The organism is Anaerocolumna sp. MB42-C2, assembly GCF_030913705.1.
Classification (GTDB): Bacteria; Bacillota; Clostridia; order Lachnospirales; family Lachnospiraceae; genus Anaerocolumna.
The window spans coordinates 2,756,810-2,781,494 of the sequence record NZ_CP133190.1 but is presented as its reverse complement, the minus strand read 5'-3'; the positions used below and the strand labels follow the sequence as shown (position 1 = coordinate 2,781,494).

The window sequence follows — 24,685 nt, the reverse complement described above, 5'->3', positions numbered from 1 at the left end:
CGGATATAAAACGAGTATAAGCAAGGAATAAAACAAATATATAAAAACAAATATATAAAAACAAACATATATAAACATATATAAAACGTAAATATAAGTGTGTATAATAGACAAGGTATTGAAAAAGAGTAATGAAACAAAGTCTGCAAATAAGTATTTAAAGTAAGTATATAAAAGAGTATATAAACAGAGGATATAAAAATACAGCAATACAGATTCAGATAGAAATAATATAGGAAAGAAGATAGTCAGATCATGTATAAATACGATACTCATGTGCATACGTCGGAATCCAGCGCCTGTGCTTCCATAAGCGGAGCGAATCAGGCCAGGTTATATAAGAAATTAGGATATACGGGAATCATAATAACGGACCATTTTTTTAACGGTAACTCAACAGTTCCAAGAAGACTACCATGGGAAGAAAGGGTAGAAAGATTTACCTTAGGTTATGAGCATGCCCTGGAAGAAGGACAAAAAATAGGGTTATCCGTCTTATTTGGCTGGGAAGAAAGTTTTTGCGGCACCGACTTTTTAGTTTATGGTTTGGATAAGCAGTGGCTGCTTAAGAATCCGGATATTATGAACTGGGATATTCCGGAACATTACAGGCGTATACAAGAAGTGGGTGGATTGTTTGTACATGCACACCCATTTCGTAATGCGGATTATATTCCTGAAATCCGGTTATTTCCGGAATACGAGGATGCAGTTGAAATTGTGAATGCAGGTAATCAGCTTCCTATCTTTAATCAAAAAGCTAAGGAGTATGCAAAGAAGAAAAACAAGCCGGTAACCGGAGGCTCGGATGCACATCATGCAACTTCTGTACATGTTGGAATGAAGTTTGATTATGTTCTCAAAGATATCCATGATTTTATTCATTGTGTTAAAATGAGGAAAAATTATACCATAATCCCAATGGAAGAAAGTATATAAACAATTTTATCATTATAATTATTACGATAGGAAGATAAGCTATTGTATAGATAGAAGGAGCAGCAACCGTCTAGATAGTAGGAAATTAAATAATTGTATAGATAGAAGGATAAGTAATCACATAGAAAGATAAATAAGTGTATAGATGGAAGAATAAGTAATTGTATAAATAAAGGACAAGAGTATCGATAAAAGTACATAAGGAATCGTACTTACAGATATAATATTTATCAAGTATAGGATTGTCAAAGCAAAATTTATCAATAACATAAAATAGATCAGAAAAGCAATTGACAACTTTTTGATTATATATTATAGTGGTTTCTATAATAAAAAATGAATAAATATACAGAATTTTAACATAAAACAGCCGCCTTTTTATAAGGCAGATTGGAGCGAAGATGAAAAAACCATTCGTAACATTAGAACAGTTAAAAGAAATAACAAAACAATATCCTACTCCGTTTCACATTTATGATGAAAAAGGGATACGTGAAAATGCAAGAAAATTAAAAGAGGCATTTTCCTGGAATAAAGGGTTCAGAGAATATTTTGCGGTAAAAGCTACACCGAATCCATTTATTATTAAAATATTAAACGAGGAAGGCTGCGGAACAGACTGCTCCTCTCTGACAGAGTTAATGCTTTCGGAAGCACTTGGAATCAAAGGTAATAATATTATGTTTTCTTCCAATGCTACTCCTAAAGAAGAATTTATGAAAGCCAAAGAATTAAATGCTATTATTAATCTGGATGATTTTACCCATATCGATTTTCTGGACAAGACAACAGGAATTCCGGAAACAATCTGCTGCAGATTTAATCCCGGCGGATTATTTAAAATAAGCAACAGTATTATGGATAATCCCGGTGATGCCAAATATGGATTTACCAAAGAGCAGATGATTGAGGGATATAAGAAATTAAAGAGTTTGGGCGCTAAAGAATTCGGCATTCATTCTTTTCTGGCCAGCAACACCGTAACCAATGAATATTATCCTGTATTAGCAAAGATATTATTTGAGCTGGCGGTAGAATTAAAAGAAAAAACAGGTGCTCATATTAAATTCATTAATCTGTCCGGCGGAATAGGTGTTCCTTATAAACCCGATGAGCCATCGAATGATATTATGGAAATTGGAGAGGGTGTACGCAAGGCATTTGAAGAAGTATTAGTACCTGCCGGTATGGGTGATGTGGAAATCTATACAGAGTTAGGCAGATATATGCTTGCTCCTTATGGACATCTGGTAGCAACCGCCCTTCATGAAAAACATATATATAAAGAATATATTGGCTTGGATGCCTGCGCCGTTAACCTTATGAGACCTGCCATGTATGGTGCATATCATCATATTACCGTAATGGGTAAGGAAAATGAACCAAACGATTATAAATATGATATAACAGGATCGTTATGTGAAAATAATGATAAATTTGCAATAGACCGTATGCTGCCTAAGATAGATATTGGCGATCTTCTGGTGATACATGATACCGGTGCCCATGGATTCGCAATGGGGTATAATTATAACGGTAAGTTAAAATCAGCAGAGCTGTTATTAAAAGAAGACGGAGCCGTTCAGTTAATCCGTCGAGCGGAAGAACCGAAAGATTATTTCGCTACCTTTGATTTTTGTGATGTTCTGAAAGATATTGAACTTTAGAAATGAAATAAAATGATTGATTAAGAGACCATTGTAGTAATTACAGTGGTTTTTTTTGGTTTAAAAGAGTAAGCCTAAGAACTTCCTTATAAAATAAAATGCCCCCGGGCAGAATACACATAACACATTTTAACAATCAAAACAAGGATTCTAAACTAAAAAAAGAATTGATGTTCTTAGTACATTATTCCTATAAAATTTTCAAAAAAGCAAAAAATAACTATAATGTAAAGTTTAAAATGTCCGATAAATAAAATATAAGAAATATGAAAAGGTTAAGACAGGTGGTGGAAATAATGCGTGTAGATGCATATAACAAAATTTCACAGGTATATCAGACAAATGCAGTACAAAAAACAAGGAAAACTTCAGGAACTAAAGCAGCGGATCAACTTGAAATATCAAGAACTGCAAAAGATTATCAGATTGCAAAACAAGCGGTTGCCGGTACACAGGATATTCGAACAGACAAAATAAATGATATAAAGAACCGTATGGAATCAGGAACTTATAACATAAGTACGAAAGAAGTTGCGGATAAAATAGTGGATAGCTATTATGAAAAATTAATTTAACCGCTAAGCTATTTCATTACATTTACTTCATAGGAAAAGAGGGTTGTTTTAGTGGCAAGCTTAATTGAAGAATTAATTCATACGTTGGAAGAAGAGTATGAAATTTATAAGCAGTTAATTCCCATTGCGGAGAATAAAACCCAAGTAATTATAAGTAATGACCTGGATAATCTGCAGGACATTACCGACAGAGAACAGGTTATGGTAGACAAAGTTACTGCTTTGGAACGAAAACGGGAGAACATCATTGGGAATATAGGTACTGTAATCAGCAGAGATCCTAAGACAATCCATATTAAAACAATCATACAGATACTTGATAAACAACCGAAAGAACAGAGACAACTTTCCGAAATTCATGATAATCTAAAAAAAACAATTCAAAGACTTGTTGATATCAACAATCATAACAAATCGTTAATACAGCAATCCCTAGAGATGATAGAATTCAATATGAATTTTATTCAGAGTACAAGGATGTCACCGGGGAATCTAAGCTACAACAAGGGCGCGGCACAACTTGATATGCCCACTTTGCAGACAGGGATGTTTGACGCAAAGCAGTAGCGGGAAACAAAGCAAGCAAAGGCAGGTGAAATTCTATGAGTTTAATGAGCAGCTTATATATAGGAGTATCCGGTTTAAGAGCCGGACAGAACTCTTTAAATACCACAGCACACAATTTGACCAATGTTGGTACGACCGGTTATGTAAGGCAGCAGGTAGTACAGGCTGACAGCAGTTACAATAAGTGGGGTGTTACACATTTATCTACACTTCAGTCAGGTTTAGGTGTAGACATTGCAGCAGTAAGACAAGTCCGGGATATGTTTTTAGACAAAGCATACCGGCAGGAAGTTGGCAGACAGGGCTTTTATGAAGTGCAGTATGAAGCGGTACAGGAAGTAGAGGGTATGTTCGGCGAACTGGAGGGAGTAACTTTTCAGAACTCCATGTCAGATCTCTGGACCTCTCTGCAAGAATTATCAAAAACACCAAGTTTGATTGAAACGCGTTCAACTGTAGTGCAGAATGCGGAATCCTTTTTGGAACGTGCGGATGCAATACAAAATCAGTTGAAGAAATATCAGGTTAATTTAAATACCCAGATTAAAGATAAAGTCGATCGTATAAATAAAATCGCAAAAGGCATCTATGATTTAAATAATAAAATAAGCAGATATGAAAGTAATGGACTGGAACATGCCAATGACTTAAGAGATGAAAGAAATAATCTGCTGGATGAGTTAGGCAAGATTATCAGCATTACGTATAAAGAAGATGCAAACGGTGTTGTTACTGTTAACGCAGAGGGTGCTCCGCTGGTTACGGAAAGTAATACATACCAAATGGGAACGGCTAAGGTAAGCGATACCTCAGATCTCTTAAAACCGATATGGACTGGTTTTGACAATGCAGATGTATTTAATCTGGAAAATAATGCTACAGCAAATAATGATACGGATGTTGGTTCCTTAAAAGGTTTATTGGTCTGCAGAGGAAATGATACGGCTAACTATACGGATATGTTAAAATCACAGGATGAATATAACGGTACAATTAATACTTCTGTTATTATGACGGTGCAGGCCCAGTTTGACCAGTTAATTCACGGTGTTGTCACAGCAATTAATGATATTTTGTGTCCGAATAAAGAAATTACTTTAGCAGATGGATCTAAAATGACAGTACTTGATGAAGCGAATGCTCCGGCAGGTATGGATAGTAATAATACCATGGGGGAAGCGCTTTTTGAACGTAAGTCTATGGAACGTTATACAACCGTTAATGTTACAGTGAACGAACTGGATGCAGACGGGAATCAGGTATATGAGCCAGACGGCGTTACTCCAAAGACAAAGACAATAGCGGTAAAGAAATATAATGAAGAAGATCCGGACAATATTTATTCCTTATATACATTAGGGGAACTTGAGATAAACAAAGATATTAAGAGCAATTATTCCCTTATTCCGATCAGCTCTAATGCGAAAACAGGAGATGTGGATCAGAAAGTTGCAGAAGCCTTAGTGTCTAAGTGGAAAGAAGCATTTGCCACTATCTCACCTAATACTTTAACGAAAAATAATTTTAGTGATTATTATACAGCTTTCATAGGTGAATTAGCGACCAGGGGAGAAGAACTTAACAGTATAAGTACGAACCAGGCTACGTTAGCCAACAAAATAGATGATCAGAGGCAGCAGGTTGCCGGGGTATCTTCGGATGAAGAATTAACGAATCTAATTAAATTTCAGCATGCCTATAATGCATCATCCAGATATATTAATGTTATTGATGAAATGCTGGAACATATCATAAATACACTTGGAAGATAAAAAGCTAAAAATTTTATGCCGGTGAGGGCGGCGGAATGAGAGGTAAACATGCCATCAACATTTTTTGGATTAAATATAGGTACATCGGGGTTATATGCATACCAGGCAGCCCTTAATACAACAGCTCACAACGTAGCTAATACAAAAACAGAGGGTTATACCAGACAAGTAGTAAACCAAAAGGCCGGAGTTGCGATTCGGGTTAACAGTTCCTATGGTATGGCGGGAACCGGTGTAGATGTAACCGGAATTACGCAGACCAGGAATAGCTACTACGACGTAAAATACCGTGAAAATAATACAATATACGGTTCCTATTCTGCTAAAGAGTACAGTATGACGGAAATAGAAAATTATTTTAATGAAGTTACACTTGAGGGATTTACAACAACCTTTAACAATTTTTTCAACAGCATGCAAGGACTGTCTACCAGTAGTGCTGACTTGACCAAAAGAACAGAAGTTACAAACTTTGCAAAAAGTCTAACAGAGTATTTTAACAACTTATCGGCTAATCTTTCAAGTACTCAGGAAGAATGCAACTTCGAGGTCAAAAATCAGGTAGAAAGAATTAATTCCCTGGGGGCACAAATCGCACAGGTTACAAAACAGATTAATGTTTTGGAATCCAGCGGCGGAACAGCCAATGACTTAAGGGATCAAAGACAGTTATTATTAGATGATTTATCCGGAATTGTAAACATTTCTTATAGTGAAAATGTTGTAGGGAATGATGTTGGGGTCACCAGCTTTACCGTTAAAATTAATGGGCAGACACTGGTCAATACCGACTCTTCCAATACGCTTAAGCTGATACCCAGAAAAGAAAAAGCAGATCAAAATGATATCGATGGGCTTTATGATATAGAATGGGACAATGGAAATACCTTTAATACCAAAAGTCCAACGTTAGGCGGATATCTTAAATCACTGATTGAAGTACGTGATGGGAATAATAATGAAGGGTTTAGAGGACAGATATCAGAAATCCATGCGACTACCTTAGATGGGAAGAATACCAATGAGGTTGTTGTTCCCTCTAGTAATATTAATGCAATTGAGAAATTAAACATACCAAGTAACGGTGTCATAACAATCGGTACAAAAGAATACAAATATGACAGTTTTAAAGTAGAATACGATCCCGCTACCAATACCAGTAAATATCACTTTTTCGTTTCTGACGATGATGTTCTTGCAGAAGCTGTTCCAAGTAATGTTTCCATAGGGGAGAATATTAATTATAAAGGTATACCGTATTATCAATCCCAATTAAATGAATTAGTCAGGACATTTTCCAAAAAATTCAATGACCTTCATAAGAGCGGACAGGATCTGAAGGGTGATAAAGGGCTGGACTTTTTCAATGGCAAGGATCCGGTAACGGAAGATAATTATCAGTTCGATCATTATGAAGATTATTATAAGATGACAGCAGCAAATTTTACCATCACAGATGAAATATTAAATAATCCCAGTAAGTTTGTTACAACTTCAAACGGACAAATCGTAAACGGAGTAGAAAATAACGATGTCCTTACTTCTTTATTAGCATTGAAAAAAGACGTCTCCATGTTTAAACAGGGAACGCCTGCATCCTTTTTTCAAACCCTGGTAGGTGAGGTTGGTATTGATACGAAAAAAGCAAAAAATTTTGCAGAAAGCCAAAAAAATATCCTGGATATGATTAGCAATCAAAGATTATCAGTAGCCGGTGTAGACGAAGACGAAGAAGCCATGAACCTGGTAAAATTTCAGAATGCTTATAACCTTTCGGCTAAAGTAATTCAGACTATGAACGAAATTTATGATAAATTAATCAATGGCACAGGGGTATAATCTTTTAAAACTTGTGCGTGAGTAGAAGAATGACAAACCGGTTATTTTTACGATTATGGAGGAAGGAAGCTGTGATAAGCGAAAGGGGTATAAAATGAGAGTTACAAATCAGATGATAACCAATAATATGATGAGCAGTATTAATAAAAATAAGAATGGGCTTGCGGGGTTAGAACAGCAATACTCTTCCGGTAAAAAGATACAGCGCCCGTCAGAAGATCCGATCATTGCAGTCAGAGCTTTAAAATTAAGAACCAACTTAACGGAACTGAATCAATATCTGGAAAAAAATATACCGGATGCGAAATCCTGGATGGATGTAACGGAAGGAGCCATGGATAATATTAATGATATTCTTACGCTGGTTAATACAGCCTGCGTCCAGGGTTCCAGTGATCCTTTATCCGTGGATGACAGAGAAAGTATCATAAAGAATCTGGAACAATATAAGAAGCAGATCTATCAGGAGGGAAATGCAAACTACGCCGGAAGATATGTATTTACAGGGTATAAGACCGATACCAGTTTGATTTTTGGTGAGGATACTAAAAATTTAGAATATACCATAACGGAAAAACTTACCGGAAGTGAGATTGAAACTATTTCCAGAGTAGTTGGAAGTTATTCCGTGGACAATTATTCTCCGACAAATGATTATAGTGCTTCTCCTACCATGCAGACGGCTTACCGGTTGAGATTGTCTTATGATAATCTGGCTGACATAAATATGAGTAATTTTTCGTATAAAGTGAAAGATGCTTCCGGAAATGAAGTGGCAGGTACATACGTACCCACTGCGATTAATAAATTAAACTCAAAAGGTGCAAATGCTTATAATCCGGGTGATGACGATATAAATTATATTACTGATACCGGTGAATTAATACTGGGTAAAAACGTATATAATAACTTGAAGAATGCAACCAGCATCTCTCTTGATTATAATAAAAACAGTTTTAAAGAGGGGGATTTAAGGCCGGAACACTATTTTGACTGTAAAGTTCATGAAGTCGGTGACCCTGCTACTGATATTAAGGTATATACGAAGCAGGATCAGGATATTCAATATGAAGTTAATTTTGGTCAAAAATTAACCGTGAATACGCAAGGCAGTGATGCTCTGCAGCAGGACATTGGAAGAGATATAAACGAAATATTAGCCTCGGTACAGGATGTGAAAGCGACAGAGGCTAAAATAGCACAAGTTGATAAAATGCTTGCTGATACCAATTATGCAAATCAGACGGATAAACTCAATGAATTAAAGAAACAGTTACAGACAGAATTGACGCTTAAAAATGATATAATGCAGAATAAGTTTGAAAAAGGAATCACTGATTCCAATGAATCCCAGGATACTCTAAATGTTGCCATAGCTGATCTTGGAAGCCGATATAAAAGGCTTGAGCTTACAGAAAGCAGATTATCTGATCAGCAGGTAGAGTTTGAAGACCTGTTATCTAAAAATGAAGATGCAGACATGGTAGATACTTATATCAAATTAAGTTCTGCCGAAGTAATTTATAATGCTTCTCTGTCTGCGGCGGCTAAGGTTGTTAAAAATACACTGCTTGATTTTCTGTAAAAGGGTAGTGGATGAGATAAAATTACAGAGATGTTTTCAGTAGTATGATTTACATTAGAATGACTGTACTGCATTAGTATAGAACATACAGTTTATGAATAGGATTATTGGGTTTATAATACAGCATGCTTTAAATTATGTGGTTTATGGATTTGATTATCTGTTATAATCTAAAGAATAATAATTATTAAGAAAGAAGTTTTGAATCATAAAAATAGATTCATATGTTATTAAGAGTTTTGAATAAGAAAAAACAAATTCATATGTTATTAAGAGTTTTGAATTAGAAAAAATATATCTATATATAATTAAGAACGCTGGAAATTAGATTACAAATAAAATCGGAGAAAGTAATAAACTTAAGATTGGTGGCATATTCGATTCCTCGGTCGAGTATGCCATTATAAAAAAGGTAGGACGGAAGGGAGAAACATGTTAGTAAAAACAAAATATTTCGGTGAAATAGATCTGGATGCAGATAAAGTAATTACCTTTCCTCAGGGGATTATGGGATTTGAAGAGTATAAGAAGTACACCATATTATACGATGTAGAGGATGGAGGAAAAGCAAATATCTCCTGGCTCCAAAGTTTGGATGAGCAGGCTCTTGCCTTACCTGTTATAAATCCTTTTCTTGTAAAAGAAGACTATAACCCGATTGTGGAAGATGAGATATTAAAACCATTGGGTGAGATTAATGAACAGAATCTTATAATATTGTTGTCGCTTACAGTACCAGCGGATATTACGAAAATGTCGGTAAATTTAAAAGCTCCGTTTATCATAAATTCAGACACCAGAAAAGGTTCCCAGGTAATCCTGGAAAACCAGAATTATGAAGTAAAATATTATATATATGATAAAATGAAAAAGCTTAAAGAAGAGAAGGGAGAGAAATAATGCTTGCCCTTACCAGAAAACTGAATGAATCCATAATGATCGGCAACGATGTTGAAATCTCTATCCTGGAGATAAAAGGCGATCAGGTTAAAATAGGAATCAGTGCTCCAAAATCCATTCCTATTTACAGAAAAGAAATCTATATCCAGATCCAGGAAGCCAATAAAGAAGCAATTGATAGTTCGGCATCTATGGATGTGATGAAAAAGTTGTTTCATTAATAAGATGTTTGTTGAATATATAATAAATAAAAAGCAATGAAGTACTATGTAATAGTATAATTGAGGAGAATAAATAAGCACAAATTAAGGGCAAGGAAGCCAAAAATAGGTCTTATGTCGGAGAAGGATACAGATTAGTAATATAAGTAATTTACAAAAAATGCCGATATAATAGCTAAATACAAAAGGATGGGATAATTTCCCGCATCACACGGAGGTGGCAAAATGTCAATCGAATCAATATCAAATACAGTATCCTATGCTGATTATAAGCCGGAACAAAAAGTGCCGCAGGTTACTGCTACAGCCGGAGTCAATCCAATCGGCACAGAAGTAACAGATACTACAGGAAAAACATTTACCGGTAAACAGGAAAGCAAGGAAGAAGAAAAACAAAAAGAAACACAGGAGAATAGATTAAAAGGCATTTTAAAGGAAACAAATAATAAAATAAAAATTTCTAGAACAGAATGCGAATTTTCCTATCATAAGGAGATAAACCGTGTATCAATAAAAATTTTAGATACTGATACAAAAGAAGTAATAAGAGAAATACCACCGGAAGAAACCTTGGAGATGATTCAGAAGCTTTGGGAGGTTGCCGGTTTACTCGTTGATGAAAAAAGGTAAGTAACGAAAGGAGCAGGGGTTATGTCAACAATACGAATGACAGGATTAATATCCAATATGGATACTGAATCAATTATTAAGGAATTAGTAAGTGCTCAGAAGATGAAAAATAAAAAGACTTCTGATAAATTAACTACGTCCGAATGGAAAGAAGATAAATGGAAAGAGTTAAATGCGAAGTTAGTAAAACTCTGTATGGGTACGGGTGGTCTGAGTGATTTAAGGTTACAGGGGAGTTATAAGACGAAAAAGGCAGCTTCTTCAAATGAAGATATAGTTAAAGTAACAGGGGGTGCTAGTGCACCGGAAGGTGCGCATACTCTTTCTATAAGTAATCTGGCCAGTTCACAATATGTAACCGGCGGTAAGCTAGGTACAGACAAAAATGGAAAAACAGTCACTAACGACACTACTTTAGCAGATTTAGATATGGCAGTAGGCACAACAATTAATGTTACTAGTAACGGTAAAACGAAGAGTCTTGTTGTTACCGATAAAACAACGTTAAATGATTTTATCAATACGTGCACCAGCGCAGGTCTGACTGCCAACTATGATAAAACACAAAATAGACTTTTTATCAGTTCGAAAGCAAGCGGAGCAGCAAATTCCTTTACAATAACCACAGATGCAACATCCTTTAATGATATCAAAAATCTAACCGGATATAATGGACTTAATGCAGAAAAGCAAAAGGAAGTTTCAGCCGCATTAACAACTATAAAGGGAATTTCATCCAGCGATTTGGGAGATTTGTATACGAAAGCGTTGAATGGTACAACCGGAGCGAATGAAGATGAACAGAAAAAGATTGATGCCCTTAAAACCTTACAGACGTATGCGGTGGAGAAAGCGAAAGCAGATAAAAAAGAAGAGTGTATCGCTAATGTAAAGGAAACGGATGTAAAATCCGCGATCCTTAATAGTTATACCGGTACAGAGGATGAAAAGAAAACTCTTGCCATTAAAGCTGAAATAAAAACCCAGATAGAAGAGCAGATCGCTGCAGGTAAACTGACACTGAAAGACGGCGAAACAGTAGATGATCTTACAACAGATAAGTATAATACTTATTTAGACGAAGAAAGAAATATAATATTTTCTCAAGCCATAAATAGAAAATATGCAAGTGACCCAATTTATGCAGCAGATGCAGACACTGCTTATCAAACCGCAATAACTGATCCGACATTTGCAGAAAATGTGTTATCCACAGCTAATACGAGTGGAATCTATAGTAAAATAAATTCCTATTTAAGCAATAAGACAGGTGATTTATCTGCGCTCGGTTTTGGTGAAATAACAGGTGACGAAGTCACAGCAGCAGACCCCAATGCTATGAGTGTTGTAAAGGCATCAGATGCTTCCTTTGTGTTGGATGGTGCATCATTAACCAGTAGTTCAAATACTTTAACGGTTAATGGGTTAACCATTAATATAAAAAGCAAAACTGAACCGGGTAAAACCGTGACATTGGATGTATCAAATGATACTCAGGCAACTTATGATATGATAAAGAACTTTATAAAGTCTTATAATGATATTCTGAAAGAAATGAACGATTTGTATTACGCTGGTTCTTCACGTGGCTATGATCCTCTTACGGATGATGAAAAAGAAGCTATGACCGATGATCAGATTGAAAAATGGGAGACGAAAATTAAAAACTCCATATTAAGGCGCGATAGTACTTTGGGTGCTGTATTAGATTCCATGAAAACGGCTATAATGTCCTCTGTTCAGGTGGGTGATAAAAAATATTCTTTATCTACTTTTGGAATTCAGACTTCTACAGACTATACGGAAAAAGGTTTGTTACATATCTATGGAAATAAGGATGACTCTACCTATTCTGATAAGGATGATAAATTATTGAAAGCACTTAATGAAGATCCGGATGCTACAATAGAGGCTCTATCGGGAATATTTGGTAAATTATATAAAACCATGAATGATAATATGAGCTCTATTCCTAATGTCAGAAGTAAATACAATTTTTATAATGATAAGTTAATGGATAATGAGCAGACTGAATATAAGAAGAAAGTTGCAGTATTAGAAAAAAAGTTAACGGAAATGGAAAATAAATATTATAAGCAATTTTCGGCCATGGAGACGGCTCTGGCTAAAATGCAGTCACAGGGCAATGCCTTATCAGGATTGCTTGGCACGTCAAAGTAGTAAAGTAAAATTAACTATTTATAGATTTATTTTTTATAATATTATATAAAAATAACTATTTTGTGTCTTTATTTTTATAGTAGAACAGGATATAATAAATACGTAACAGTTGCATAATTGCTTATATTTTAAAAGAAAATCATGAAAAAGAGTGAAAGAGTATTAATAGGAGGGAAAAATGCCAATCAATGCGGCTACAGCGTATCAGAATAATAAGGTATCAACTGCTTCACCAGCTGAATTAACTTTAATGTTATATGATGGAGCAATTAAATATTGTAATATAGCAATCATCGGTGTAGAAGAAAAGGACATTAATAAGAGTAATACCAATATTATTAAAACCGAAAAAATTATTGATTATTTACGTTCAACTTTGGATTTTAAATATTCCGTAGCAGAAGATTTTGACAAAGTGTATGAGTATATTAATGAAAGGCTGATAACGGCAAATATTAATAAAGATAAAGCTATTCTTGAAGAGATTCTTGGTTATTTAAGGGATATGAGGGATACTTGGAAAGAAGTCATGAAACATGCAAAATAAACCTAAAAAGCAACAAAGAGAGATTAAGCATGGATAATAACACTTATATATATATATTAACGGATACTTTGGTTAAGAAAAATGCTTTGTTGGACAAACTGTTAGCAATAACGGCTTTACAGGAAGAATATTTCCATGATTTTAATCCTGATATGGAAGCATTTGAGCGAACCCTGTCTGAAAAAGATGAATATATTGAGCAAATAAATCAACTGGACGAGGGTTTTGAAAGAATTTACCACTATGTAAAAGAAGAGATTAGTACTAGACGATTGGAACATAGGGAGCAGATCGAACATTTACAGGAATTGATACGCCAGATAACAGATAAAAGTACAAAAATGCAAGGTACTGAAATGCGTATAAAGAATAAAATAGAAGCTTACTTTCTTGGCAAAAAGAAAGAGATTAAGAACTTAAAAATAAGCAACCGGACAGCTTCTAATTATTACAATAATATGTATAATCAACAAGTGGGAGAATCTTTTTTTCTCGACAAAAAAAAATAAAAAAATTTATTATATACTATAAAGTTTCAATTACAACTACCCGATATATGTTGTAAGTAAAACAAATATTTTTTGTTTCTTCGCAAGGTACGTACAAACTTTAAGAATTAGCAGAAAATGTTGGTTACTAACATAAAAAACGGTAGCATGGATGCTACTGCACTTTCAAGGAGGAAATACATATGATAATTCAACACAATATGGCATCTGCCAACACAAACAGACAATTAGGTATTACAACTGGACAGTTATCCAAATCAACAGAAAAATTATCATCCGGTTATAGAATTAACCGTGCAGGTGATGACGCAGCTGGTCTTTCTATTTCTGAAAAGATGAGAGGTCAAATCAGAGGTCTTGATCAGGCATCTACTAACGCTCAGGACGGTATATCTCTGGTTCAGACAGCTGAAGGTGCTCTTAATGAAACACAGTCCATACTTCAAAGAATGAGAGAATTAACAGTTCAGGCATCTAATGGTACTAACGTTACAGCTGACCGTGTTGCTATTGCTGAAGAAGTTAGAGCATTAACTAGTGAAGTTGACCGTATTGCAAACCAGACTGAATTCAATACTATGAAGTTATTAAGTGGTGGTTTAACTGATAAACAACTTCAGGTTGGTGCTAATACAAATCAGACTATCACTTTCTCTATTAGTGCAATGACAGTTAACAACCTTTCCATTTCTAACTTGGCTGTAGCTGCTATTATTTCTAATGGTGATTCTTCTGCTATTACTAAAGTAATCAGTACTGTAAATGATGCTATTACTAAAGTATCAACTCAGAGATCTAAACTTGGTGCTCTTCAGAACAGATTAGAGCATACTATTGCTAATGCTGACAATACAGCTGAGAACTTACAGGCTGCTGAATCTCGTATTCGTGACGTTGATATGGCTCAAGAAATGGTTCAATACTCAAAGAACAATATTCTTCAACAAGCTGCACAATCTATGTTGGCTCAAGCTAATCAGTCTACACAAGGTGTATTATCATTATTAAGATAATTGTAAAATGAGCAAAAAAATGGGGCTGGCCTTAAGGCCGGCCCCATTTTTAAAGTAAAAAGAAATATGTGTTTTTATATGGGAGGTATAAATTATGGAAGATACAGAAAAAATAATACAAACAGCCATATTAGCTATCGAGGAAGTTACTGTATTATTCTATCAGCAGCAGGAAAATCTGGGATACAACAAATTGAATCTTACATTAAATAAAATAGAGTTAGCCTTGAACGAAATTTTCAGATTAAAAAATGATAATAATGAAATTCAGATAGATGAGCAAAAGATTATCGGAAGATTAAGTGATGCTATGGAAGCATTAGCTATAAAGGATTCCGTATTATTAGCAGATATACTTCAATATGAAATTGCAGAACAATTTAAAAACATAATTGAACAATTATAAAAATATAAGGTGACTGTCATGAATATATACGAGCAAAATCTCAATGAAATAAGAGCGAATATGCCTAAACTCTATGAGGATATTACCAAGGCAGAGCAAGAGAATTTGGAAAGACGACTGGTAACTCAAATAGAAACATTAGAAACAAAAGAAGATCAAACTTCATTAATAATTAAAATTGAAGGTAAAAAATATCGTTTAAACAGTAGTTATTATCCCATAAAAGAAGCGAGAATATGGGCTGAGCAATATAATTATGATAATTTGGGTATAGTAGTTTCTATGTTTGGATTTGGTAATGGTAGTTTTGTAAGGGAATTGTTGAAACATCTGGAAGATGGAGCTAAGGTTATAATTTATGAGCCAGTAAAAGAAATATTTATGTTTGTATTACACCAATATGATTTATCAGATATTTGGAAGAATTGTAACATTTCTTTTTTTGTAGGAGAAGAGAATAAACTTAATTTTACGAATGCAATAGATGCTAACACACATTGGACGAATGTATATTCACAAATTATATGTAAACATCCCCAATATGATAAAGCGTTTTTAAATAGATATAGAGATTTTTTAATTATTATTCAGGAAAATAATGAACGGACATTTATAAATAGAAACACGGAATCATACTTTGGAAAATCAATAGTTCATAATACTATAAGTAATTTATTTTGCATTAAAGATGCTAATACGGTACTAGAGTATTTAGGAAAACTTCCACAGGATATACCCGCAATTATAGTATCGGCTGGTCCTTCTTTGGATAAAAATATAGATGAATTAAAGCGTGCAAAGGGTAAGGCTATTATTGTTGCAACTGATACGGCACTCAGGCATTTATTTAATCATGATATTGAACCGGATTTTGCCGTTACAATAGATGCAAAAAAACCCGCCGAATATTTTTCTAACCCCAGGTGTAAGGATGTTCCTTTATTTTGCAAGGTTGAAGCAAATCATACTATTTTAGCAAATCATACTTCGAGAAAAATTTTATTCAGTTGTCACCCATATTTAAATAAAATTTATGCAAACTTCGGAAAGTTAATTTCATATTACGCTGCAGGGGGTTCCGTAGCTACCGGTGCATTTTCTATCTGTGCTGCACTAAAATTTAAAAGAATTGTTTTAATTGGTCAGGACCTTGCATATGGAAATGGTGTTACTCACGCAGGCGGCGAAATCTCCAGTGTTCGCAATGAAGAGGAAGGTATCCGTTTTATAGAGGATAATGATGGAAATCCTATAAAAACAAGGCATGATTGGTATATTTATCTTAAATGGTTTGAAAACTCTATCGAATTGGTGCCAGATATTGATGTGATTAATGCAACAGAGGGTGGAGCTAAGATAAAAGGTGCCAAGGTAATGACACTTAGTGATGTTATTGACCAGTATTGCAATAAGGAAGTAAATTGCAAGGATATTGTTAATAGTATTGAACCAACATTAAGTGAAGATAATTTAGTTCAAGTTAAATCTATTCTTGAAAATAGCAGAAATGATCTGGATAAAATTATTAACAAATCGAATAAGGCTATATCTTTATGTAATAAAATTATAAAAGCATGTAAAAGTAATATGTTCGATACGGCAGAATGTAGAAGAATGGTAAGACAGGTAACTAATATAAATGATTTTATTGAGGGCACCTTGGTATATAATTTAATTGATACATATATATCAGATGAAGCATCTAAAAAGCTGGCAGGTATTTATTTATTCAGCAAGGACCAGGATGAAGATTTAGTTAATACATTTAACCGAACAAAAGCTATGCATGAATTAATTCGTACCGGGGCCAGGGAAATGAAGCCGATGCTTGAAGAAGAGCTAAAGAAATTCTGGTAAATCAAATCAAACTGTAGGAGAAGTGTATGAACAAAAAAATAAGTATAATAATTCCCTGCTATAATATGGAAAGATACATGGAGCGCTGTATAAAATCACTGCTTGTTCAGACTATTGGTTTAGACGTACTGGAGTTAATCTTTGTAAATGATGCATCTACAGACGGGACTTTAGATATTCTTTTAAGTTACGAAAAAGAATATACAGATTCCATTATTGTGATCAACTCAGAAGAAAACAGAAAGCAGGGCGGGGCAAGGAACCTTGGACTTTATTATGCATCGGCTGATTATATCGGTTTTGTTGATGCAGACGATTGGGTGGAACCAACGATGTACGAAAAATTATATAACAAAGCTGTTGAATATGACTGCGATGTTGTAACTTGTGAATATAAAAGGGATTTTGGTAAAGCTATACCGATTACCATGGGATTAACAGGTGAACCGGATAAATTTGAAGTAATAGACAGTATAGATAAAAGGAAAGAATTTTTTCTGGAAGATAAACGTGGCGGAGTATGGAGCAAGTTATATAAAAAGAAGATAATAACTGAAAGCGGTATTTTTTTTCCTGAAAATTTGTTTTATGAGGATAATTATTGGTTTCCGGTAATTAGTTTTTATATTGAGAGATACTATGTAATTGAGGAGTATCTATATCATTATTTTATTAATTTTAATTCAACTACCATAAAAAGGAATTCCATCCGGCATATGGACCGTATGGAAATTGAGATTATGAAGCTTAAAACTTTTATGGAACTGGGTGTTTATAATACTTTTGCAAATGAAATCGAATTTATATTTATAAAGCTGTATTATATAAATACATTACACTATTTATTTAGCCGGTATGACTATGATAAAATTCCTACCAATTTGTTTGCGGTATTGCAAGATAACCTAAAAAAACTAATACCAAATTATAAGAATAATATTTATTATGACGAGTTTTCTGATTTAGATAAGGAATTATTACGGACTGTAGAATTAAATTTAAAGCCGGAACAATGGATATATATAGCAGAAAGATACTGTGAAGCATATGATAAAATAAACTTAGATGAGATAAAGGGATGAGATTTTTAATATATAAATGGATTACTTATGGAATCAGAGATTTGGAAGATAACTTAATTAAAAATGGTCATGAAATCGATTGTATCGAATACACTTTCCGAAATTTTGAAGAAGATGAAGTATTTACAAAATTATTTACTGATAAATTACAACAGAATAAGTTTGATGCAGTAATATCGTTTAATTTCTTTCAGATTATATCGAATATTTGCAATGAAAAAGATGTTAAATATATATCATGGGTATTTGATAGTCCTACTTTGAATCTATATTCTAAAGCTATATATAATAAATGTAATTATATATTTATATTCGATAGGGCACTCTATGATGATATAAAAACCATGGGAGTCGCACAGGTATATCATTTGCCGTTGGCTGTAAATGTAAACAGGTTAGATAATTTGAGAGCATCAAATGAGGATATTCAAAAATATAGATCGGATATTTCTTTTGTTGGTACTTTATATGACAACAAAATTTCCTACGATGCAATGGTTAATCTGCCAGAATACTATAAAGGGTTTTTGGAAGGAATTATGAAAGCTCAGCTTCAGGTGTATGGCTATAATTTTTTGGAAGAATTACTGACAGATAACATTTTGGAGGTATTAAACCAATATGTATATTTAAAATTGAATGATAATTTCATCGGACAAGCTAAAATGATATATGCTAATACGTTCCTGGGAGTTAAAGTTACCTCAATGGAGCGGAGAATGATTTTAGAAACTCTGTCGGATATGTATAAAGTAGATTTATATACAAACAGTCATACGGATGAGCTGCCTTTTATTCGCAACAGAGGTTATATTGATTATTATACAGAAATGCCCAAGGTTTTTCGTCATAGTAAAATTAATCTTAATATTACCCTGCGAACGATTAAAACAGGAATACCACTCAGAATATTTGATATAATGGGAGCTGGTGGTTTTGTATTAACGAATTATCAGGAAGAAATATTGGATTATTTTGAAGACGGCAAAGACTTAATCATTTACGAAAATATTGCTGATTTAAAAAATAAGATTGGTTATTATTTGGCACATGAGGAAGAACGAAAACAAATTGCACAAAAAGGCTATAAAAAAATAAAGGAATATCATACTTATCAAACAAGATTGGATTATATAATGAAAACTGTATTTTAGAATTCTTAAAGGAGCAGCGAAATGGAAAATATATATGCAGATCCTGTAAAAGTATCCGTTATTTTACCAACCTATAACCGGATTCATACCCTAAAAAGATCAATTATTAGTGTTTTGAATCAAGGGTTTACAGATTATGAATTATTGATTATAGATGATGGTTCTACCGATGGAACCAAAGAATTCATTGCGGATATCATGGATGAAAGGATACATTATATAAAATCTCCGGTAAACAGAGGAGCGGCGAATGCCAGAAATATAGGAATCCGGGCCTCTAAAGGTAAATATATTGCATTTCAGGACAGTGATGATGAATGGCTTCCGGATAAATTAGAAAAACAGGTTGTCGTAATGGATGAGGCTGATATGTTAACAGGGATGGTCTACACCAGATTATTTTATGATTTGGGGGATAAGGGTAGAATTGAATATCCGCCTGAAAGTATGTCATTAGACCAAAAATCAGGATATATTTATGAACAGATTTTACATAGAAATCTTGTCGGAACACCTACAATGTTAATTAGGAGAGAATGTTTTAATAAAGTGGGGATGTTTAATACGCAACTGCGTAAATTGGAAGATTGGGAATTATGTATACGTATAGCCAAGGATTATAAAATTATTTTAGTAGATGAATTATTGCTTAAAGCTTACCTGACGCCGGGAAGTCTTTCTTCTGATACTGTATCTAATGTACAGGCTACTTTAAGTATGCTGAAAATATATAAAGAAGAATATATAAAGTACAACTTATTGGAAGAAAAAGTGAATGAGATTAAAGCGCATGCTTTGAAAATTAATAAAGCCGATGAGGTCAATAAGCTGATTGAAACAGTCTTGTTATAAAATTTGATTGACATGAAATTTTGAGAACCTTCCTTTAGACAGAGGATATGGAATAGGAGAACTGATAGTTAATGAGGATACTTTTTTGCCAATGGAACAGCATTTGTGAACCGGATATTGACGAAGCATTTGGACAGCTTGGTTTCGAAGTTACCAGATTTAATCAAAAAATTGAAAGTGTGGATTATGACAAGAAATATCTATTACAGCTTTCTGATTTAATGATGAAATCAAGATATGACTATGTATTTTCAATTAATTTTATGCCAATTATTTCACGGGTTTGTGAGATCTTCCATACTATGTATATATCATGGACAGTGGATAGTCCTTTGTTTCAGCTATATTCTAATACAATTTATAATAAATGTAATCGTATTTTTATATTTGACAGAACCTTGTACGACGAATTTAAAAACGAAATTCCTGAAAATATTTTTTATTTGCCTCTTGCTGCAAATATTACTCATCTTGATCAGGTTATCTTAACGGCAGAGGACAAAAAGAATTTTGAATCAGATGTCTCTTTAGTGGGTTCTTTATATTCGGAAAAATGCAAGTACAATGGAATAGAATATATGCCTGACTATCTAAAAGGTTATGTAAACGGTATTATGGAAGCTCAATTAAAAATTTACGGATATAATTTAATTCAAGATGCACTTACAGATGAAATTGTTCAGGAATTTAAGAAGTATGCCGGGTGGATACCTTTAGCTGAAGATTATAGGAAAAATGATAAGGCGATTGTCGCACAGGAGTATATTGGAATAAAATGTAGTGAGCTGGAAAGAACACGTTTATTACAGAAGTTGTCTGAGCGGTTTGAGGTAGATTTATATACGTTAAGTGATACTTCTTTATTAAACAAAATCCATAACAAAGGGCCTGCACGGTCCAGAATAGACATGCCAAAAATATTTAAATGCAGCAAAATCAACCTAAATATAACTGCTAAAACAATTCAGACAGGTTTATCATTACGTATATTTGATATTATGGGGGCCGGAGGATTTTTGCTTACTAACTATCAGGCAGAAATTCCGGAGTATTTTGAGATTGGTAAGGATTTGGATACCTTTGGAAGCCAAGAGGAACTTCTTTATAAGGTGGGATACTATTTAAAGCATGAGGATGAAAGAAAAAAAATCGCATTTAGTGGATATCAAAAGGTAAAGCAGTATCATACTTTTGAACTGAGATTAGAAGAGATGCTGAAAAGTTTGTAAGAACTCTATTTGATATATAAAATTCGAACTTATTAACATCATCATTATTCTAAATATAAATTTTACAATGGTATATTGAAAGACTAAAACATAATAGTGAAAAATCCGATAAATTATGTAGTAGATACTAATAAATAATAATGGAGAGGTACGGATAAAATTGAACCAGGAAATAAATATTGCAGGAAAAACTATAAGCTATAACTCCCCATCTTATATTATAGCTGAGATGTCAGCAAACCATAATATGGATTACAATCATGCAATGGAGATTATTAAACAAGCGAAAGAAGCCGGTGCAGATGCGGTAAAACTGCAGACATATACGGCTGATACGATTACATTAGATTGTAATAGCGAGTGTTTCAGAACGCAAAGTGATTCGTTATGGAGTGGAATGACATTATATGAATTATATAAAATGGCATATACTCCTTGGGAATGGCAGCCGAAATTAAAAGAATACGCAGAAAGTATTGGAATTACACTTTTTTCTTCACCCTTTGATTTGACTGCAGTAGATTTTTTGGAAAAAATGCAAGTGCCTGCTTATAAGGTCGCTTCTTTTGAAATTAATGATATACCCCTTATTAAAAAAATAGCTAAAACCGGGAAACCTATTTTTATATCAACCGGAATCGCCTATCTTAGTGATATCGAACTGGCATTAAAAGCGTGTCAGGAGGAAGGAAACCAGAAAGTAATATTACTGAAATGTACATCTGCATATCCGGCACCTTATGAGGAAATGAATTTAAAGGTGATACCAAATATGACGGAGACGTTTCAATGTATGACAGGATTATCAGATCATACTTTAGGCGATGAAACTGCTGTGGCGGCAGTGGCGTTAGGGGCAAAAGTAATTGAAAAGCATTTCACATTAAAGAGAAGTGATGGGGGAGCTGATTCTGATTTTTCAATGGAAGCGGAAGAATTTGCCAAGATGGTTCAAAAAATCAGAAATGTGGAAAAAGCAATGGGTTCAGCTACTTATCAATTGACAGAAAAACAGATAAACGCAAGAAGTGGTTCACGTTCTTTATTTGCAGTAAAACCGATAAAGAAAGGTGAAGTTTTGACGGAAGTAAATGTTAGATCTATTCGTCCAGGCATAGGACTTCATACAAAATATTATGAAGAAATAATAGGGAAAAAAGCATCCTGCGATATTGACAGGGGTACACCGTTAGAGTGGAAATATATACAACTATAGAATTATTTAATTGAATTATAAAGAGAGGAGAATATAAATGAAGGGAACTATAGCAATTATTCCCGCAAGAGGTGGAAGTAAAAGAATACCGAAGAAAAATATACGGCAATTCTGCGGAAAACCAATTATTAGTTATTCAATAGAAGCTGCAATAGAAGCTGATATTTTTGATGAAGTTATGGTTTCCACTGACAGCGAGGAAATAGCAGAATTGGCATTACAGTATGGGGCATCAGTTCCTTTTATGAGGAGCGAAAAAACAGCGGGTGATTATGCTACAACATCAGAAGTAGTGCTGGAGGTCATTGATAATTATAAGAAATTAGGCAAAGATTTTCAGTACGCAGCTTGTATCTATGCAGCAGCACCTTTTGTTACATCGGATAAATTATGTTCTGCTATGAAGAAATTAAAAGAAAATGACGTAGTAGAGATAATGCCAGTAGTGAAGTTTTCATATCCGCCTATGAGAGGATTCATTATGAAAGATGATTATCTGGCTATGAAATGGCCTGAGTTTTTGAACACGCGGTCACAGGACATTGAGAGTTTGTATCATGATTGTGGTCAGTTTTATTGCTATGACATAGAAAAATATCAGTCATTGAACGGACAGATAGTAGATAGTATAATGCCGATAATTGTTTCTGAATCAGAAGTGCAGGATATTGATAGTGAAGAAGATTGGAAGATTGCTGAAATAAAATATCAGATCATGAAAGGATTAAACCATGAAAGATAGAAATAATCAGTTGGCAGGTGTAGTTATAGGTGCAAGCGGTGATGCTATACATTCCATAGAGATGGCTAGAAAGCATGGCATATATGTATATGCTCTGGATGGCAACCCCAAGGCAGCAGGAATGCCGTATGCAGATGAAGCGATTACAGTAGATATACCTGATACCGAAGCTGTCTCGGCGGTAATTGACAAAATAAAACCTGATTTTATTATACCAATTCCGATAGGCAGATATTTAGCTGTAACTGGGTATATAAACGAAAGATATAATCTTAAAGGAATTAAAGAGCTGCCCACCAGACTTAGTACAGATAAATATGAATTTCATAAAGTGTTATATAAACAAGGACTTAGAAATATTCAGTGTTATTTATTAAAACCATATGAAGAAGAGCTAAGCAAAGATTATGATATTAAATTCCCGGCAATTCTAAAACCACGGTATGGTTCAGGAAGCAGAGATGTATTTTATTGCAGTAATGAAGTAGATTTGTGGGAAGCAGAGACGAATATTCAAGACAGTGTTGAAGATTTTATTTTGGAACAAGCAATTGAAGGAACCGAATACAGCGTAGATGGTGCAGTTATTGATGGAAAATTGATTATTACTTTATTAAGGAAAAAAATAATCACACCACTTCCAATAAGGCAGCCAATTTCCAGTTTTTCAGTAGTAGATAACGAAGCTAATAATAAATTAATGCAACGGGTATATCAAAAAGTTAGTAAGGTGATAAAGGTTTTATCTTATGATGATTGTTTACTAAATGCAGATTTAATTATAAATGATGATGATGTATTCGTTATTGAAATATCTCCAAGACCATCAGGCCATAATCTACATAACGTTTTTGTACCGGAATCTACAGGAATAGATATTGCTGAAGAATATATCAAGTTTTTAAAGGGAGAAAAATTTAATTTTAGGCCTGAGGTTATTAGACAATTGCAGATACGTTTTTTTGATTTTGAAGATAAGGTTATTTCACAGATTCCGGATGAAAGCGATTTGAAAAATAACGGAAGGTGTAACCTTCGCTTGTGGCAGTGTAATATCAGGGAAGGTGAATATATGAATAAGGTAAAGAATGGGCATTCAATTATGAACAGGGGATTCTTTATTGTAGAAGGAGATAGTGAGAAAGATTTGATACGTCAAAGTAAATGGATATTGGAACAATTTAAATAAATCAGGAGGTTAA

The 24,685-nt window shown here is 33.9% G+C and carries 23 protein-coding genes; all 23 read left to right on the top strand.

All coding sequences use genetic code 11. From position 1 onward, the window contains the following. The first annotated feature begins 255 nt into the window (after window positions 1–255). The 23 genes from RBU59_RS12140 (at window position 256) to RBU59_RS12030 (ending at window position 24,672) form a co-directional block, all read left to right on the top strand. Window positions 256–939 carry a PHP domain-containing protein gene (locus RBU59_RS12140; RefSeq protein ID WP_308148131.1) on the top strand — a complete coding sequence of 228 codons (684 nt, stop codon included), beginning with the start codon at window positions 256–258 and terminating at the stop codon, window positions 937–939. 401 nt (window positions 940–1,340) lie between these two features. After that, window positions 1,341–2,606, top strand: a complete 1,266-nt coding sequence (locus tag RBU59_RS12135; RefSeq protein WP_308148130.1) for a diaminopimelate decarboxylase — start codon at window positions 1,341–1,343, stop codon at window positions 2,604–2,606. A 296-nt stretch (window positions 2,607–2,902) separates the two neighbouring features. After that, window positions 2,903–3,181, top strand: a complete 279-nt coding sequence (gene flgM, locus RBU59_RS12130) for a flagellar biosynthesis anti-sigma factor FlgM (RefSeq protein ID WP_308148129.1) — start codon at window positions 2,903–2,905, stop codon at window positions 3,179–3,181. Window positions 3,182–3,232: 51 nt separating this feature from the next. Beyond that, window positions 3,233–3,748 carry a flagellar protein FlgN gene (locus RBU59_RS12125; RefSeq protein ID WP_308148128.1) on the top strand — a complete coding sequence of 172 codons (516 nt, stop codon included), beginning with the start codon at window positions 3,233–3,235 and terminating at the stop codon, window positions 3,746–3,748. A 35-nt stretch (window positions 3,749–3,783) separates the two neighbouring features. Then, on the top strand, window positions 3,784–5,520 hold the full coding sequence (gene flgK / locus RBU59_RS12120; protein ID WP_308148127.1) for a flagellar hook-associated protein FlgK: 1,737 nt from the start codon (window positions 3,784–3,786) through the stop codon (window positions 5,518–5,520). 48 nt (window positions 5,521–5,568) lie between these two features. Next, window positions 5,569–7,359, top strand: coding sequence for a flagellar hook-associated protein FlgK (gene flgK / locus RBU59_RS12115; protein ID WP_308148126.1), 1,791 nt, complete (start codon window positions 5,569–5,571; stop codon window positions 7,357–7,359). 94 nt (window positions 7,360–7,453) lie between these two features. Next, on the top strand, window positions 7,454–8,944 hold the full coding sequence (gene flgL / locus RBU59_RS12110) for a flagellar hook-associated protein FlgL (RefSeq protein WP_308148125.1): 1,491 nt from the start codon (window positions 7,454–7,456) through the stop codon (window positions 8,942–8,944). 432 nt (window positions 8,945–9,376) lie between these two features. After that, window positions 9,377–9,844 (top strand): flagellar assembly protein FliW, encoded by a 468-nt coding sequence (gene fliW, locus RBU59_RS12105; RefSeq protein ID WP_308148124.1) that lies wholly within the window; start codon window positions 9,377–9,379, stop codon window positions 9,842–9,844. Then, window positions 9,844–10,065, top strand: coding sequence for a carbon storage regulator CsrA (gene csrA, locus RBU59_RS12100; RefSeq protein ID WP_308148123.1), 222 nt, complete (start codon window positions 9,844–9,846; stop codon window positions 10,063–10,065). The genes fliW and csrA overlap by 1 nt, the downstream gene beginning before the upstream one ends. Before the next feature lie 225 nt (window positions 10,066–10,290). After that, window positions 10,291–10,695 (top strand): flagellar protein FlaG, encoded by a 405-nt coding sequence (locus RBU59_RS12095; protein WP_308148122.1) that lies wholly within the window; start codon window positions 10,291–10,293, stop codon window positions 10,693–10,695. Window positions 10,696–10,716: 21 nt separating this feature from the next. Continuing rightward, window positions 10,717–12,876, top strand: coding sequence for a flagellar filament capping protein FliD (gene fliD / locus RBU59_RS12090; protein WP_308148121.1), 2,160 nt, complete (start codon window positions 10,717–10,719; stop codon window positions 12,874–12,876). A gap of 178 nt (window positions 12,877–13,054) precedes the next feature. After that, on the top strand, window positions 13,055–13,423 hold the full coding sequence (gene fliS, locus RBU59_RS12085) for a flagellar export chaperone FliS (RefSeq protein WP_308148120.1): 369 nt from the start codon (window positions 13,055–13,057) through the stop codon (window positions 13,421–13,423). Between the two features lie 29 nt (window positions 13,424–13,452). Then, on the top strand, window positions 13,453–13,932 hold the full coding sequence (locus RBU59_RS12080; RefSeq protein ID WP_308148119.1) for a hypothetical protein: 480 nt from the start codon (window positions 13,453–13,455) through the stop codon (window positions 13,930–13,932). A 182-nt stretch (window positions 13,933–14,114) separates the two neighbouring features. Next, window positions 14,115–14,945, top strand: coding sequence for a flagellin N-terminal helical domain-containing protein (locus tag RBU59_RS12075; protein ID WP_308148118.1), 831 nt, complete (start codon window positions 14,115–14,117; stop codon window positions 14,943–14,945). A gap of 94 nt (window positions 14,946–15,039) precedes the next feature. Then, entirely contained in the window at window positions 15,040–15,351 is a 312-nt protein-coding gene (locus tag RBU59_RS12070; protein WP_308148117.1) for a hypothetical protein, read from the top strand. An 18-nt stretch (window positions 15,352–15,369) separates the two neighbouring features. Continuing rightward, window positions 15,370–17,208 carry a motility associated factor glycosyltransferase family protein gene (locus RBU59_RS12065; RefSeq protein ID WP_308148116.1) on the top strand — a complete coding sequence of 613 codons (1,839 nt, stop codon included), beginning with the start codon at window positions 15,370–15,372 and terminating at the stop codon, window positions 17,206–17,208. A 26-nt stretch (window positions 17,209–17,234) separates the two neighbouring features. Continuing rightward, a complete protein-coding gene (locus RBU59_RS12060; RefSeq protein ID WP_308148115.1) occupies window positions 17,235–18,290 on the top strand; it encodes a glycosyltransferase in 1,056 nt (351 codons plus the stop codon). Continuing rightward, the gene (locus tag RBU59_RS12055) at window positions 18,287–19,444 is read left to right on the top strand and encodes a CgeB family protein (RefSeq protein WP_308148114.1); all 1,158 of its coding nucleotides are present in this window, start codon (window positions 18,287–18,289) and stop codon (window positions 19,442–19,444) included. The genes RBU59_RS12060 and RBU59_RS12055 overlap by 4 nt, the downstream gene beginning before the upstream one ends. Window positions 19,445–19,465: 21 nt before the next feature. Next, on the top strand, window positions 19,466–20,296 hold the full coding sequence (locus RBU59_RS12050; RefSeq protein WP_308148113.1) for a glycosyltransferase family 2 protein: 831 nt from the start codon (window positions 19,466–19,468) through the stop codon (window positions 20,294–20,296). A gap of 71 nt (window positions 20,297–20,367) precedes the next feature. Next, on the top strand, window positions 20,368–21,525 hold the full coding sequence (locus RBU59_RS12045) for a CgeB family protein (RefSeq protein ID WP_308148112.1): 1,158 nt from the start codon (window positions 20,368–20,370) through the stop codon (window positions 21,523–21,525). 160 nt (window positions 21,526–21,685) lie between these two features. Next, window positions 21,686–22,741 (top strand): pseudaminic acid synthase, encoded by a 1,056-nt coding sequence (gene pseI, locus RBU59_RS12040; RefSeq protein WP_308148111.1) that lies wholly within the window; start codon window positions 21,686–21,688, stop codon window positions 22,739–22,741. A gap of 37 nt (window positions 22,742–22,778) precedes the next feature. After that, a complete protein-coding gene (gene pseF / locus RBU59_RS12035) occupies window positions 22,779–23,483 on the top strand; it encodes a pseudaminic acid cytidylyltransferase (protein ID WP_308148110.1) in 705 nt (234 codons plus the stop codon). After that, a complete protein-coding gene (locus RBU59_RS12030; protein WP_308148109.1) occupies window positions 23,473–24,672 on the top strand; it encodes an ATP-grasp domain-containing protein in 1,200 nt (399 codons plus the stop codon). The genes pseF and RBU59_RS12030 overlap by 11 nt, the downstream gene beginning before the upstream one ends. The last annotated feature ends 13 nt before the right edge of the window (window positions 24,673–24,685 follow it).